This window comes from Fictibacillus terranigra, from assembly GCF_030412265.1.
Classification (GTDB): Bacteria; Bacillota; Bacilli; order Bacillales; family Fictibacillaceae; genus Fictibacillus_C; species Fictibacillus_C terrinigri.
On sequence record NZ_JAUHLN010000009.1, the window covers coordinates 1 to 15,415 of the forward strand.

General features: G+C 40.6%; 10 protein-coding genes and 1 pseudogene. 6 read left to right on the forward strand and 5 right to left on the reverse strand.

The features are described 5' to 3' along the window. The 5 genes and pseudogenes from QYF49_RS23815 to QYF49_RS23835 form a co-directional block, all read left to right on the forward strand. Window positions 1–632 (forward strand): tyrosine-type recombinase/integrase (locus tag QYF49_RS23815; RefSeq protein WP_290402082.1); only part of this gene is annotated, 632 nt, incomplete at its 5' end. 451 nt (window positions 633–1,083) lie between these two features. Further along, complete coding sequence (locus QYF49_RS23820; RefSeq protein WP_290402083.1) at window positions 1,084–1,242, forward strand: hypothetical protein; 159 nt, start codon at window positions 1,084–1,086, stop codon at window positions 1,240–1,242. A gap of 493 nt (window positions 1,243–1,735) precedes the next feature. Next, window positions 1,736–2,911 (forward strand): M24 family metallopeptidase, encoded by a 1,176-nt coding sequence (locus QYF49_RS23825; RefSeq protein WP_290402084.1) that lies wholly within the window; start codon window positions 1,736–1,738, stop codon window positions 2,909–2,911. Window positions 2,912–3,153: 242 nt separating this feature from the next. Continuing rightward, window positions 3,154–3,814 (forward strand): annotated as a pseudogene (locus QYF49_RS23830) (GNAT family N-acetyltransferase). Window positions 3,815–4,059: 245 nt separating this feature from the next. Next, window positions 4,060–5,739, forward strand: coding sequence for a PucR family transcriptional regulator (locus tag QYF49_RS23835; protein WP_290402085.1), 1,680 nt, complete (start codon window positions 4,060–4,062; stop codon window positions 5,737–5,739). Between the two features lie 165 nt (window positions 5,740–5,904). Here the strand turns inward: QYF49_RS23835 and QYF49_RS23840 are convergent, their stop codons facing one another. From QYF49_RS23840 to QYF49_RS23860, 5 genes are all read right to left on the reverse strand, one after another. Then, the gene (locus QYF49_RS23840) at window positions 5,905–7,404 is read right to left on the reverse strand and encodes an MFS transporter (protein WP_290402086.1); all 1,500 of its coding nucleotides are present in this window, start codon (window positions 7,402–7,404) and stop codon (window positions 5,905–5,907) included. Window positions 7,405–8,304: 900 nt separating this feature from the next. Next, window positions 8,305–9,465, reverse strand: coding sequence for a M20 metallopeptidase family protein (locus tag QYF49_RS23845; protein WP_290402087.1), 1,161 nt, complete (start codon window positions 9,463–9,465; stop codon window positions 8,305–8,307). 204 nt (window positions 9,466–9,669) lie between these two features. Further along, window positions 9,670–10,650, reverse strand: a complete 981-nt coding sequence (locus QYF49_RS23850; protein WP_290402088.1) for an electron transfer flavoprotein subunit alpha/FixB family protein — start codon at window positions 10,648–10,650, stop codon at window positions 9,670–9,672. A gap of 15 nt (window positions 10,651–10,665) precedes the next feature. Continuing rightward, the gene (locus tag QYF49_RS23855; RefSeq protein WP_290402089.1) at window positions 10,666–11,433 is read right to left on the reverse strand and encodes an electron transfer flavoprotein subunit beta/FixA family protein; all 768 of its coding nucleotides are present in this window, start codon (window positions 11,431–11,433) and stop codon (window positions 10,666–10,668) included. A gap of 51 nt (window positions 11,434–11,484) precedes the next feature. Next, window positions 11,485–12,708: an NAD(P)/FAD-dependent oxidoreductase gene (locus QYF49_RS23860; RefSeq protein ID WP_290402090.1), complete on the reverse strand. Its 1,224-nt coding sequence runs from the start codon at window positions 12,706–12,708 to the stop codon at window positions 11,485–11,487. A gap of 389 nt (window positions 12,709–13,097) precedes the next feature. On the opposite strand from QYF49_RS23860, the gene QYF49_RS23865 reads away from it, so the two are divergent. Then, window positions 13,098–15,188, forward strand: coding sequence for a (Fe-S)-binding protein (locus tag QYF49_RS23865; protein ID WP_290402091.1), 2,091 nt, complete (start codon window positions 13,098–13,100; stop codon window positions 15,186–15,188). The last annotated feature ends 227 nt before the right edge of the window (window positions 15,189–15,415 follow it).

Genomic DNA, 15,415 nt, shown 5'->3' on the forward strand with positions numbered 1-15,415 from the left:
TTCAATTAAGGGAGTTGAATCAGGAAGATGCAGAGTTATTAATCTCTTATTTTCCAAAAATCGTGAAGACGGATACATACCGAAAGCAGCTGCAGACACGCAACCTGCTCATCGGTTATCTTTTATACACAACAGGCCTTCGGGCAAGTGAGCTCCTAAATCTGAATTGGGGAAGTTTCCGAAAGAATCGAAGAGGCAACTTATTAGTGGATGTGATCGGGAAAGGCAATAAACCCCGCACTATTCCAATAAAGCAAGAAACTAAGAATCTGTTGTTTAGCTATCGGGAAGTATTATATGAATCAACGGATATCAATATGCAGGATACCAGTCCTTTATTTTACTCGGTATATAATAAGGAAAAAACTCGTTTCGAGAAGAAGCGTTTGACCTACCCAGCTCTTTATAAAATCGTAAAGTCTGCCGTCAAACTGGCAGAGCAAAATACAGCTATTAGTCCTCACTGGTTTAGGCATACTTTTGTGACGGTTATGCTGGAGAATGATGTGCCGCTTGCAGTGGTTAAGGATTGGGCTGGTCACTCGGATATTTCGACAACTAATATGTACTTAGAGCGTATCAATCAAAATAACATGGACCTTCATTTAGAAAAGGTAAGAATTTTTAAATAGACACTAATATGTACTTCCTTAATTTTGCGTGCACTTTATTCCGGTACAGCAGAAAAATCAATTAGAAATTAAAATGTAGTTAAAATATTAGTTTGTTATAAAAAAGGCTTATCTTAACAAAGTTGTAAGATAAGCCTTTTTTTGGCTATTAAAATGAACAAGTTCGTTATTTATTACATTGTTTCCCCATTTGTACCATCTTAAAAGAGCATTCCCATTCCTTCTCTTCGATTCTAAACCCCAGTTCTGACCTAAGTTGTCACTGATTAGGGCACCAATTTCTAAAGATGTTACATCTTCTAAATCCTCAAAAGAGGAAATTATTTGTAAAGTTTCTGTAAATAAAACTTTTTTAGCAAGCAAAAGCTACGTCAAACGCCTGAAGTTAAGCTGGATTCGGGAGCATTATCATGAGATTAAGGCGGACAGCAACGAAGAGTATTTATTGCGGTTGATGAAACATGAAATCGCAGCATCGCGAGGAACGAAAAACAACCTTCTGCTTCAGCAGGCAACGCTGCCGAAGGTGGCTGGAACCCCGTTTCATTGGAAGGACAGCAAGCTGGGACAAGGTTTAACAAATGAATATCTTTTGCATGGCGGTTTTTGAATAATCAGGAAAACTTGATTTATTATAGGGGGGTCGGAACAGGTAAGACATTTCTATCCAGTTTGATTAGCCTTCACGCCATTCAGCAGCAAGGAAAGAGTAGCCACATAATCTTTGTACTCTTGTGTGCGATGTTTTGACCCAAAGAGAACACGTCAGTCCTTCGCCTGATTCTTGAAGTTTTTGCACCAGAACCAAATTTCACATATAATACTACTTCTTGTTTACAAAATGTATAAACTTATCTGAGTATAATTCCAACAATCTGTAGGATGCTCGTTAAACTCTAGTACCGTATGATAAATAAAGAACTTGACTCCTCTTGGCGTTCGGGTGGAATTTGTTGGTTACCAGATGCACGAAATACCGAAAGGAAATAAAAAGAGAGTGGTGATTTTCCGACACTCAGAAATGAGTGAGTGAGCAATTGGGGAATTTGTTTCAAAGAAATGATGAAATATAGAGTAGTAAAGAATTATGGAGGTATGTGAAAATGTTGCCATTTGAAAAAACAGAATACCAAGAGCGGGTAAGAAAAGTAAAAACAAGCATGGAAGAACAAGGAATAGAAGTATTAATAATTACAGACCCGGCGAATATGAACTATGTAACGGGATATGATGCGATGTCATATTACGTGCCTCAAGTCGTAATAGTCGCAACAGGCTTAGAGGAGCCTGTATGTATTGTAAGATTGCAAGATTTATACTGTGCAACGGAAACAACATGGATGTCGGGAGAAAATGTAATAGCTTATCCTGACAAATATTTGTGGGAGCCGAAAGTGCTGCATGTCATGGATTTTATTGGAGACTTTTTAAAAGAAAAAGGACTTCATAATAAAAAAACCGGCCTCGAATTCGATGCTTCCTATTTTAACGCACATTGGTATAAAACATTAGAAAGAAGTTTGCCGGATGCATCATTTATAGATGCTACGGCACTAGTAAACTGGGTAAGAGGGCAAAAATCCATAAGAGAATTAGAATATATGCAGATCGCTGCAAGAATAGTAGAAAAGACAATGTATAATGCAATCGAAAGCATTGGCGTTGGGGTAAGAGAGTGCCATGTTGCAGCAGAAATTTATAGTGACTTAATGAAAGGAACGGGCGTGTATGGCGGTGAATATCCATCACTGGCGCCCATAATGCCTGCAGGAGAAAGGACAGCAGGGGCCCACTTCTCATGGACAACAGAAGGAAAATATCAAGATGGTCAACTAATATACATGGAGTTATCAGGAAGTTATAAACGATATCATGCCCCCCTAACAAGAACAATCTTTATAGGAGAACCGCCTAAGAAAGTAAGAGAAACAGCGAAAATAGTAATAGAGGGACTAGACAAAGCACTGTCGGCAGTAAAGCCGGGAGTATCATGTGAGGAGGTAGAAAAAGCGTGGCAAACAACCATTAATAGATATGGTTTGGAAAAAGAATCAAGAATGGGATATACGGTGGGCTTAAGCTATCCGCCTGTATGGACGGAAAATACGGCGTATTTTAAACCGGGAGAAAAGACGGTCTTAAAGCCGAATATGACGTTCCATATGATGCCTGGAATGTGGCTTGACGGCTATGGCGTAGCAATCACTGAAACCTTAAGAGTGACTGAAGATGGTTGTGAAACGATAACGAGATTCCCAAGAGAGTTGTTTGTGAAGTAAACCCACGCAACCTGTCATTGACGGAAAAGTGATCCGGGGGTATGGTGCTACCGCCTTCCGTAAGGAAAACGATGATTTTCGTGAAGCTTTTAACCGTGAGCTGCAGGCTTTGATTCTTAAGATTCTTCTGCGATTCGGATTTACAGTACAAGAGCTTCCTGGAGACGTTCCCCTGAAGAGATATGCAATTAATCACTAACGATTCATGCTTAAAGCTGCTGAACCACTAAGGAGGGTCAACCATGGAGTATGTTAGGTTACTAATATTGGCGACCCACTATTTGGCAGTTTGTATAAATTAATGCAAAAAGTATTGCCTCCTGAAGAGGTATTAGACTTCCAGGTTTGGAAAGAACCATGAGAGGATCCGAAGGTCCGTGTCTTTGTAGTTTTTCATGATGGTAAGGTGGTTGGAGCCACTGAATACCGCTATTACGAAGAGTTAAATGTGGCGATGACTGACTTTACAATTATTGGACATGAAGAGCTTGGGGTCGGGAGGTTTCTCGCTCAGCAACGAAATCAAGATCTCCGGGCTGTGGCTGCTTCTTATGGTAATCATTTGTTTGGGATGTTTGCTGAAGTTTATAATCCATATCGTGGAGAGCACTTGTTATTTGGAACGATCATTCCAATGGATCGGTTTGTCAGGCGTGAAGTTTTTCCCACCTCGGGTATCGCCGTCTAGATCTCCCCTATGTACAGCCATCATGGAAAAATGACGGGGAGGAAGTTATCAGTTTGGATCTATGCTTTAAAAGTACAGATGCGTGGATCGATTCGATCCCCTCCGAACTGGTTAAAGATTTCCTTGTCACGCTTCTAACCAATAAGCCTGATACGTGTTATCAAATGATAGAGAAGTTAAAATCAACGAATAAGATTGCGCTTCTTCCTTTTTAACCCATTTATGTGAAAAGCACATCTACTCATTCCCGGGTAGTGTGCTTTTATTTTTGTCCAGTAATATAAACTTGCGTATAATTGATATCAATTATATATTTTGTATGGAAAGGATCCATTGTATTTTCCATAACTTGTCCAATTGATATTTTAAAATGCTACCATTATAGTTTAATTATTACAGATAATCCGAGTTGTCGAAAAAAGCCGGATTTCGATATTTCGTCAACAAACTGGAGGTAATCATGAAGTTTACAATGAAATGTGTACTGGATAGTGACATTCTTGAACCTGCCAAAGTACGAACAGCTGCACATAACCTTGAAAATATTCCGGTTGAATGGATATCAGTAATGGAGTACCCGGTTGAAAACTATATTCGAAAAAATGAATTCGTATTGAGTACGGCTATTGGCTGTCATGAGAATTTAGTTGTATTCCAAAACTTCGTCCGGGATGTTATCGATTCCGGGGCCGCAGCAATGGCTATTGCATTAGGCCGATATGTGGAGGAAATACCAGAAGAAGTGCTGCAGATAGCTGAGGAGCATGATTTTCCTATTATTGAACTGCCTTGGGGTATTCGCTTTTCCGATATTACCCAAACAGTACTGAGTAAAATAAACCGTTGGCAGAAAAAGACGGTTGACTGTTCAGAAGAGCTCCAAAAAGAACTGCTCTATTTGTTTCTAACGGATGGAACCTTATCACAAGCTGCGGATATTATCGAGGAAAAAACCGGACTGCCGGCAGCTATTGTTGATACTGATGGAATCTTGAAAGGCAGAAGCAAAAACGCGGACTCATTAACTGCCAAATGGGAAGAATATGTACAATCCGTTTCACATCCGGAACTTTGGAATCCGGAAGATTACCTTTCCAAAGACATTGGCTGGATCTACTTGAAGGACTCCATCATTCAAGTGAAGATTCGAACAACCAATAAGATTAATGGATTCCTTCTTTTGGAACAGCCATCTGAAGTGCTGCTTAATTCGCTTTTTACCAATGGGGAAGAATATATGCTGGAATATGCAGCAACAGCCACATCGTTATGGTTTCAAAGGGAGACGACCATCAAAGAAACCGAATTGAGATTAAGGGATGATTTTGTCTGGAGCCTAGCCAAGGGAGAATATGACTCCTGGGATCATATTCTGTCAAGGGCAAAATCCTTAGACTATAATGTAAATCTTCCGTATGTATGTATCCTTGGGTTCGCTGAGAATCTGGAAAGCATCTTTGAGAAGACAGAAGCGGATAAAGCAACATACGAACAATGGTTACAGGTAACGACCCGTGCTATCGAGGAACAGGTCATTCTTTCAAGGGAATCTATCCATCGGAAAGTGATGGCGACCTATCAGCGGGAACGTTTAATCGTTTTTTTGGAAGCTCCCTTAAATCAGGTGAAGGATACGTTTAATCTCTTTCTTGACAATGTAGAAAGCAGACTGAAAAAGCGATTCCCGGGTCTGATTATGTCGTGGGGAATTGGAGAGAATCACGCTGGAATTCAAACCTTCCACGATAGTTTTAATGATGCAAGGATTGCGCTGGATATAGGCCGCCGCCAAATTGGCCCAGGATATCGGCATACTTACTCCAATACTGGTATTTTAAGAATTTTGGTTACAATTTCCAAAAACTCTGACGTATTCGCAGTAATTTTATCCACTATTGGACGATTAATCGATTATGATAACAAGCGGGGGGGAGATCTCATCCATACACTTACCTCCTATATACGTAATCAAGGCAATGTAAGTCAAACGGCTCGAGCTCTCCATGTCCATAGACATACTTTATTATACCGGCTGAAGAAGATTGAAACCCTTACGGGGCGTTCGCTTATGAATCCGGACGACCTGTTTTTGCTCGACCTCAGCATAAAACTTTGGTCGATTAGTCATAATCAAGAGTAAGAATATTTCGCAGTATTTACAAACAGTTTCATTTTATGCATGATTGATGTTGCCTTAATTGAGGTACTGCCAACATTTCGAAATTTTGCCCGCTAAGTAAATATCAAAATAAAGAAATCGGTTTCCTGTATGATCAGGAATCGACTTCTTTATTTTAACCCTTCATTATTTAATTGATACACCCCGATTATGGCCAAGACCTATTATTTTTTCCTCGTCTATTTCCATATTCAATTCCTCTTTCCACCAAAGAGCTTCATCTGGATTTTTCAAGATTTCATCAATTTCGTTTAGATCCTCAACAGCCGGCATAGATCCACGTAACGATCTACCAGCGGTTTCTTTGACAAAAAAGCCAACTATGATGAGTCCGAAAAGACAAGAAGCCATTAAATAATAAGCTGGAATCATACTATTGTTGGTGATACTTACCATCCAAGCAACAACAAGAGGGGTTGTCCCTCCGAATAAGGAAGTTGAAATATTGTATGTGATCGCAAGTGATCCAAACCGTACGTTCGTAAAAAATAAAGACGGCAGCGTTGCTGGAAGTGTTCCCTGGAAACAAGCAAGCTGACTACCAAGGAGAAGCAGCCCCAAAAAGACAATAAAATCATTACCAGTTTTCATCATCATAATTGCTGGTATACTGAGTAAAATGTTACCAATTAGAGCTCCCTTTATAATACGATTGCGACTACGAATACGATCACTTAAATATCCCATCCCTAAGATGATAGGAATCATGAGAACCATAAGGAGAAGGACCAAAAATAATCCTTTCGTTTCACCATAGCCAAGTTCTTCGGATAAATAAGATGGCATATATGTAAGTACCGTATAGTTCGTCGTGTTATAAAAGAGAACTATTCCTATACAAATCAAAAGTGGTTTCCAATGGTGGGTTAAAATTTCTTTAAAAGAAGCACGGTGTTTTTCCTCTTTTTCTGCTTTCGCCATAGCCTTGAAAGCAGGTGTTTCTTCTAAGTGAGAACGGAAGTAAAAGCCGATAAATCCTAAAGGACCGGCAATCAAAAATGGAATTCTCCATCCCCATTCAACCATCTTGTCAGGACCGAGGAGGTATGACAATAAAGTGACTAAACCAGCACCTGCAATAAAACCGACGAGCGACCCAACTTCTAAACCACTCGCTAAAAAACCACGTTTTTTATCTGGCGTTGATTCGGCAATAAAAGTCATTGCACCTGCATATTCTCCTCCAGTTGAAAATCCTTGGATTAACCTAGTAATAAGTAACAAAATAGGAGCAGCAATACCGATAGTAGCATAGCTTGGAATAAGACCGATACTTAATGTTGATCCAGCCATCATGATTAATGTTAAAGCCAAGATATTCTTACGCCCGATTCGATCCCCCATCATACCAAAAACAAAACCACCTATCGGACGAGCGATAAAAGCAATTGCAAATGTAGCAAAAGCATAGATCAATTGGAAGGAAGAATCAATTTCTGGAAAGAAAACTTTACCAATCGTAATAGCTAAATATGCATAGAGACCAAAGTCAAACCATTCCATGGCGTTACCCAACGAGGTAGCAATAACGGATTGTTTAGCAATCTTCGTATCTACGATATTAACATCCTCTTTTTTAAACTTTTTATCAGATCCTCCAAGAATGTTTTTTGATTTATAGTCCATAAATTCCTCCTATAAAATATATTGATATATCAAAGGTTATAGGGTTGTCTAAAACATATATATAAATCCAATTTTTTTGCTTAATCTAAATCTGATGGAATTAATCTGGAATTGGCTCAAAGAGGGTGTGCTGTCAAATCGGTATTATCAGGACCGTTCGGATTTAAAAGCCGGAATTGAATCATTTTTACAGTATCTTTTGGATTATGTAGAACAGGTAAAAAGCCGAGTCCAGAATGTTTATATGTCCTTTTTTTAACTTTTTCCGACACGCTTGTAAACATGATTTTTTTTGGAAGATTTAACTTGAATATAGAGATGTCAACATCCATTGGGGCTTCTGTTCAGCTATAAGGTTTTTATTGGTGTATTCTCCATGCCTTCCCTAGCAAAGAAGTAAGGTTAGCCTTGTCCAACACCTCCTTGATTAATTTCAATCATGGCACTTTACTCAGTTCTAACACGAAAGGACCTCAACACATTTTTTTATCTCTTTCGTTATATAAATTTCAATTATTACGTTTCCAAAAGAAATATGGTACTTCTAATTCTGACTTATCTTCTAATATAATTAGTTTTTTTATTTTTTAAAAGAATCGTGTTAGATTTCCTAACATAAAATCTTAAATCTTGGAAAATACCAAAATGTAGAAATCCTTTTAGACTACGCTAATGTGTATGAAATAAAGAGGAAAACATAAAATTTTATCGCCTTTTTTGATAGCGCTTTCAAAATAGTATAGTATTTAAATTATAAAAAGATTTTGTCGAAAATACATCTTTTAATATGTATGAATTTTCAGATAATAAATTATACAATTTGTTGGATAGTGGACTTTGTGATTTTGTCGTTTGGGTATGTTGGTTGATCCCCCATTCATGGACAGCGTACAGCTACGGTTACCCCAAATATTTTAAGGTTAACCGGTAAAACCATTCTGCGGCAAGAGGCAACACACTTTCATCAATCTGAAAGCGGGGATGGTGATGCGAATACAAAGGTTGGTTCGGATCGCCTGCTCCAATAAAACAAAAAGCACCCGGAATTTCTTTTAGATAATAAGAAAAGTCCTCTCCAACCATATTCGGTTTCATTGTTCCTGTATTTTCGACTCCGAACACCACTCTTGCCACATCAATCATGAAGTCAACTTCTCTATCATGGTTTACCACTGCGGGATACCCTCGTTGATAATTTATATTAATCGTTGCCCCATAAATTTTAGCCAACCCGTTAGTTAATTCTTGCAGTTCCCTTTGCAGCGTTTCCCTAACTTCAGGAGTAAAACTTCGTGCTGTTCCTTCTAATACAGCCTTGTTTGCAATGATGTTAAAAGCCGTACCGGATTTAAGTTCCCCAAAAGTAATTACGCCAGATTCTAGAGGATCGATGTTTCGGCTAATAATGTGCTGAGCGGACATGACAAGGTGTGATGCTATCACAATAGAATCTATTGCTTTATGGGGCATCCCTCCATGTCCGCCTTTTCCTTCTATTTCAATAGTGAAACGATCAGTTGTTGCCATCATGGGCCCGTAACACGTCTGGAACGTCCCCGAAGGCAATTCAGACCAGAGGTGCAAACCAAACACAGCATCTACACCATGTAAGGCTCCCTCCTGAATCATTCCGTAGGCACCACCGGGATTTAATTCTTCTGCAGGCTGAAAAATAAACCGCACATTTCCTTTTAACTTGTCCTTTTGCGAGGTTAATAATTTAACGGCTCCCATTAAAATCGCAATATGACCGTCATGGCCGCACGCATGCATGACACCAGGAACCTCCGAAGCAAAAGGCAATCCCGTTTCTTCTTGAATCGGCAAGGCATCCATATCGGCTCGTAAAGCAATGGTTGGCCCTTTCTCAGCACCTATTAAATCTGCAACAACACCATACCCGTTTACATTCTCTTTTACCTGCAAACCGTAACTTTTTAAAAAATCTGCAACTATTTTTGATGTTCTTTTTTCCTCAAAGGAAAGTTCAGGGTGTTGATGAAAGTCCCGACGCCACTCTATTATTTCTTCCGATATCGTTTTACTGGCTTCTTTTATCATTGTTCTACCACCATTTCTCAATTTATTTTAATAACTGCTTGAGGACTAAAAAGGGTTCAAACTCTTTTTTGTCAGCCCTTGTGAACGGCTATAAGTACATATGATAAGCACAAAACAGTAATAGGGAAGTAAATAATTAAATCTTGTCACTATATTTGAACCTGGTGACAAAGCCACCCGGTTCAAATATATGAATAAATATATTTAGATTGACACAGCTTGTTTCTCAGCAAGTACTTTCTTAAATTCTTTAGTTAATAAAGGCACGACTTCAAATAAATCCCCGACGATACCGTAATCGGCAACGTGAAAAATATTCGCTTCCGGGTCCTTATTGATCGCTACGATCACTTTTGAACTGGACATTCCCGCCAGATGCTGGATCGCCCCGGAAATGCCGCATGCGATATATAAATCTGGTGTCACCACTTTGCCGGTTTGACCGATTTGTAATGAGTAGTCACAATACTCGGCATCGCAGGCAGCTCGTGACGCGCCTACTGCACCTCCAAGAACGTCTGCCAACTCTTGCAACGGTATGAATCCTTTAGAGCTTTTTACTCCTCGTCCGCCGGAAACAATTACTTTCGCCTCTGAAAGATCCACTTTGGCGGCTGCTTTTTTTACAACTTCTTTTACCACTGTTCGCAAATCTTTGATCTCGACCGGCAATTTGATCGTTTCACCAGCAACCTCATTTTCTACGGCTTCGATATTGTTTGGACGAATCGTTGCCATTACAAGACCCTCGGTAATTTTTTTCTTTTGAAACGCTTTTCCTGAATAAATCGGTCTTGTGAAGACAATACCTTTCCCCGTTTGAACATCTGTGCAGTCCGATATTAATCCAGCGTTTAACCGTGCAGCTACACGAGGAAAAACGTCTTTTCCGATGGAAGTATGTCCGGTTAATACAACCTGTGGCTGCACTTCATCAATTACTTTTAGCAACGCTTGCTTATATCCGTCCGGCGTATATTCGTTCAATTCTTTATTGTTCACAACATACACCTTCTGCGCTCCATATTTGGCGATTTCTTCACTATACTTTTCCGCATCACTTCCAAAAACGCACGCAGTGATTTCCCCGTCGCTTGCAATGCAACCTGCAACGGTTAAAACTTCAAAGGACACGTTTCTCAGTTTTCCATTTTTGGCTTCGGCCAGTACAAGTACTTTCGTCATAACGATTTTCCTCCTTTAAACAATTTTAGTTTCCTCATGTAGTATATGAACTAATTCTTCAACCTGAGCCGGTAGTCCACCTTCAAGAATACGTCCCGTTGCTTTTGCCGGAGGCAAATAGTGGTCTACTGCCTTCGATTTTGATTGTAGATCATCCTCAGTTACATTCAAATCCTCGATAGCCAACCGTTCCAATGATTTCTTTTTCGCTTTCATGATCCCCGGTAATGACGGGTAGCGTGGTTCATTCAAGCCTTGTTGCGCTGTCACTAGAATCGGTAGGGTCGATTCGATGATTTCCACATCACCTTCCGCATCCCTTTCTGCCTTAACGGATTCCCCGTCAATCTCAAGCTTCGTAATCGTGGCGACATGCGGAATCTCCAATTCTTCAGCAATACGTGGCCCTACCTGGCTGGCTCCATTATCAACTGACATATTCCCGCCAAGGATAATATCATATTCCCTGTTGTTGATTGCAGCTGTTAATACTTTTGCAATACTATATTCATCCAACGGTTGATCTTCATTTTCAATAAGAACAGCCTTATCTGCCCCCATGGCCAAGGCTGTACGAAGGGCACTTTCTGCTTCCGGCGGTCCGACTGTAATAACCGTAACCTCACCGCCATGCTCTTCCTTTAACTTGACAGCTTCCTCCACCGCATATTCATCGTACGGATTCATAATCGACCCCACATTGTCTTTCACAATCTGACCGTTTTCTATAGTTATTTTTTCTTCAGTATCGAATGTTTGCTTCATGATGACTACCATATTCATGATCGAAAACCTCCTTTTTTACTTGTGTATCAACACATGGTCTATAAAAGACTAAACATGACTATTAACTGTTGTTGTGTATGGGTGTGCCGGCTTGAGTAAATCATTTTCTTCAAAACGGGTCAATCGGAAAGGTGCAAGATCGATGCCTTCTTGCTTGCTTTCTCCTTCCAAAATTAAGTCTGCTGTTAATTTCCCAACGCATGGTGTGATTTTAAATCCATGTCCACTGAACCCGGTGCATAGGTAAGCACCTTCGATAGGTGTGCCACAAATAAAAGGAATCCCATCAGGTGTAATTTCATAAGCGGCAGAGTAGCTTGCTAACAACTTGGCATTTTCTAAGGATGGGAAACAATTAATAAATTTCATAATCGCCTTTTCAATCGCCTTTTCCGTTGCGTGCTTAAGATATTTATCAGCATCGTAATCGGCCGGATCGATATATTGTGGATCGGCGTGATCGGCATTCCCCAATAATAGGTGACCGCTGCTTACTTCGGGTTTAATATACTGGTCATGCATGAAATCTCCGAAAGAAGGAACGTTTTTCTTAGATCCGCCTGGAGAAATGTAGATAAGCTGGGCGCGCTGTCCTTTGATTGGTACGTTTACTCCCACATTCTTCATTAAGTGATGTGCCCCTATTCCTGCAGCTACAATGACACGAGGTGTAGATATTATGTGATTATTCGTAGTCTCGACACCTACAATCGCACTGCCGTCTTCGCTTGTGATGATTCTCTTAACGCCACAATGTTGTTTGATTATAACGCCCAAGGCCCGGGCTGCATCGGCATAAGCTTGATTCGTGAGGACCGGGTCACCATACCCTCCTTGGGGTTCAAAGGCAAATGCTCCAAAATGATCCGTATCCAATTCAGGCCAGATTTCCTTTACTTCGTCCATGGTTACTAAACCCGTATTGACACCGTTTCTCTTTTGCATTTCTACATTTTTTTTCAAGTTCTCAATATTTACGTGATCGACCCCAAACAAATATCCAACGGGTTGATACCCGACACCGCTACCCAAAATCTCGTTCGAATGTTGAAACGTTTCCAAACTTTGCACTGCCATCCGCGTGAGAAGTTCATAGCTGTAATGTCCGCGTAAAACACCGCTCGATTGACCGGTTGCCCCCGAACCAATCGCATTTTTCTCTAAAACTACTATGTTTTTAACATTTCTTTTAGCTAGTTCGTATGCAGTGCTTGCGCCCATTAATCCCGCACCGATTATGACAACATCAGCCGTCTGTGGTAAATTACTCATTTTTTATGCGCCTCCTTTTTATGAATTGCAGGATTTTGAAGAATAACTATTTGAAATCCTTAGAATCATCATATCGCTAAGATTGGGGAGTGGTCATTGGACATTTTGTTGGAACTATATTTAAAAAAGCACGACATTTTGGATAAAGTGAAATGGTAGAGGGGGAACCCATCGTTTGTATGATAAATTTGTACAATTTTTCGTTATACAGTTCCAACAATCTGTGGGATGACCGAAGCAAACCTTGTAGGTAGGATGTTTTTAAGGACCCAAAAAATAAATAATCGACACTTTGAAAACATAAGCCCTGGCTTAGCTGCATTTTTTATCTTTGATAAAAATGCAGAGATTCAGAGTTTGTATTAACATCGGGAAAGGAGTTTTTTATTATGGTAGGTTTGCTGAATTTCATAGCTTTTCTTTTCGTGACGGGGTATGCAGTTTATTTGTTTGCCCAACTCGTATACAGCCGGTATTTGTTTGTAAAGCTTGGTAAGAAAACGGCTTTTGAACCAAACCTCAAAGAACGAATCAATACTGTGTTAGTTAATGTGTTCGGCCAACGAAAATTGTTTAAAGACAAGAAAAGTGGTCTTATGCATTTGGTATTGTTTTATGGCTTTTTTATCATCCAAATAGGACTCATAGAAATCATAATCAAGGGATTTATTATCGGTTATGAATTCCCTTTCGGCGCCGCGCACAAATATTTCAGTCTCATGCAGGAGGGGACCACCTTCCTCATGCTGTGCGCTGTGGTATATGCTTTTTACCGCCGGTATATTGAGAAGCTGAAGCGGTTGCAATTCAAGAGAGACGTCAAAGCCGCCGTGGTTATTGTTGCTCTGACCACGCTGACCATCTCCATCCTGTTTACGCTGGGTTTTGAAACGGTTATGCTGGGGCACCAACCGGATTTCGTCTATGCTCCATTCTCCGGAGTGTTTGCGGCAGTGTTCTCCGGCATCGGAACGACGGCAGCAACAGTATTGTTCTATGTATTTTGGTGGGTGCACCTGCTGACCGTGTTATCATTCATGGTGTTCGTACCGCAGTCGAAGCAATTACATGAGTTATTCGCTATGATCAACATCTTTTTCAAGAAAGTCGGCCCTGTTGGAAAATTGAGAAAGATTGATTTCGAGGATGAAGAAGCTGAGGAATTCGGAGTCGGGAAAATAGAGAATTTTACCCAGCAACAGCTGATCGATCTATACGCATGCACAGAATGCGGACGATGCACGAATATGTGCCCCGCTTCAGGAACCGGGAAGACGTTATCCCCGATGGATCTTATAGTTAGGATGAGGGATCATTTGACAGAAAAGGGAGCGGCCGTTACCTCCCGTAGCGCGTGGATGCCCGGTTTTATTTTTGGATCTTCTGCATTATCCCCTTCATTAATCATTGAATCGGCTGGTCAGGAAACTGCGTCAACGGTTGAAATGCCTGATTTGATTGGTGATGTGATCACCAAGGAGGAATTATGGGCTTGTACGACATGCGGGAATTGTGAAGACCAATGTCCGGTGGCTAACGAACATGTGGATAAAATAATTGATATGAGGCGTTATTTAGTCTTGACCGAAGGCAATTTGCCTAACGAAGCTACACGTTATTTTCAAAACATCGAACGCCAGAGCAATCCATGGGGAATTAACCGTAAGGAGCGGATCAAGTGGCTTGAAGGACGCGAGGACATTGTCGTGCCGACCGTAAACGAAGTTGACGATTTTGAATATCTATTTTTTGTAGGATCGATGGGTTCTTTCGACAAGCGCAGCCAGAAGATTGCCCAATCCTTTGCGAAAATCCTTAATATTGCCGGGGTGAATTTTTCCATTCTAGGAAATGAAGAACGGAATTCAGGCGATACGGCTCGAAGAATGGGGAATGAGTTTCTCTTCCAGCAGCTGTGCCAGGAGAACATTGCCAACTTCCAAGCTTACAATGTCAAGAAGATCGTCACGATTTGCCCGCATACGTACAATACGTTCAAAAACGAGTATCCGGAATTCGGATTGGAAGCGGAAGTGTATCATCATACGGAACTGATTTGGAACTTGATTCAAGAAGGCCGGATTAAGCCGGAAAAAGAAGTCGAAGAAGCAATAGCTTATCATGATTCCTGCTATTTGGGCCGATACAACAACATCTATGACATTCCGCGAAAAATCCTGAAATCGATCCCTAGTGTAGAAGTATTAGAAATGGAGAGAAATAGCGAAGACTCCATGTGTTGCGGAGCCGGAGGGGGAATGATGTGGATAGAGGAAACGCAAGGAAAACGGATCAATATCGAGCGCACAGAGCAGGCTCTCCGACTGAATCCGACAACAATCGGAAGCAACTGTCCTTACTGCTTAACGATGATCAATGATGGGACGAAGGCAAAAGAAATGGAGGAGCAGGTTAAAACGTTGGATATTGCCGAAATTGTAGAAAAATCATTATGTAGTTCTGGTGACAAAATACCTTAATAGGAATAAAGAACAGCAATATCCTGTTAACGGTGCTGGTGCAAAAACCATTGATAGAGACACAGAACCAAAGATAAGAACTTCCAAGTTTTCGACCAGTGGATTGAGGTACTACCGACTGATCAAATGGTCCCTGTCAAGGCAACCTACAACCCGAAGACAGGGAGACTGATAGTTTCAGAAATAAGTTCCTCAACTTTGACCTTTTCTTTGTGGATGCGGGAGGC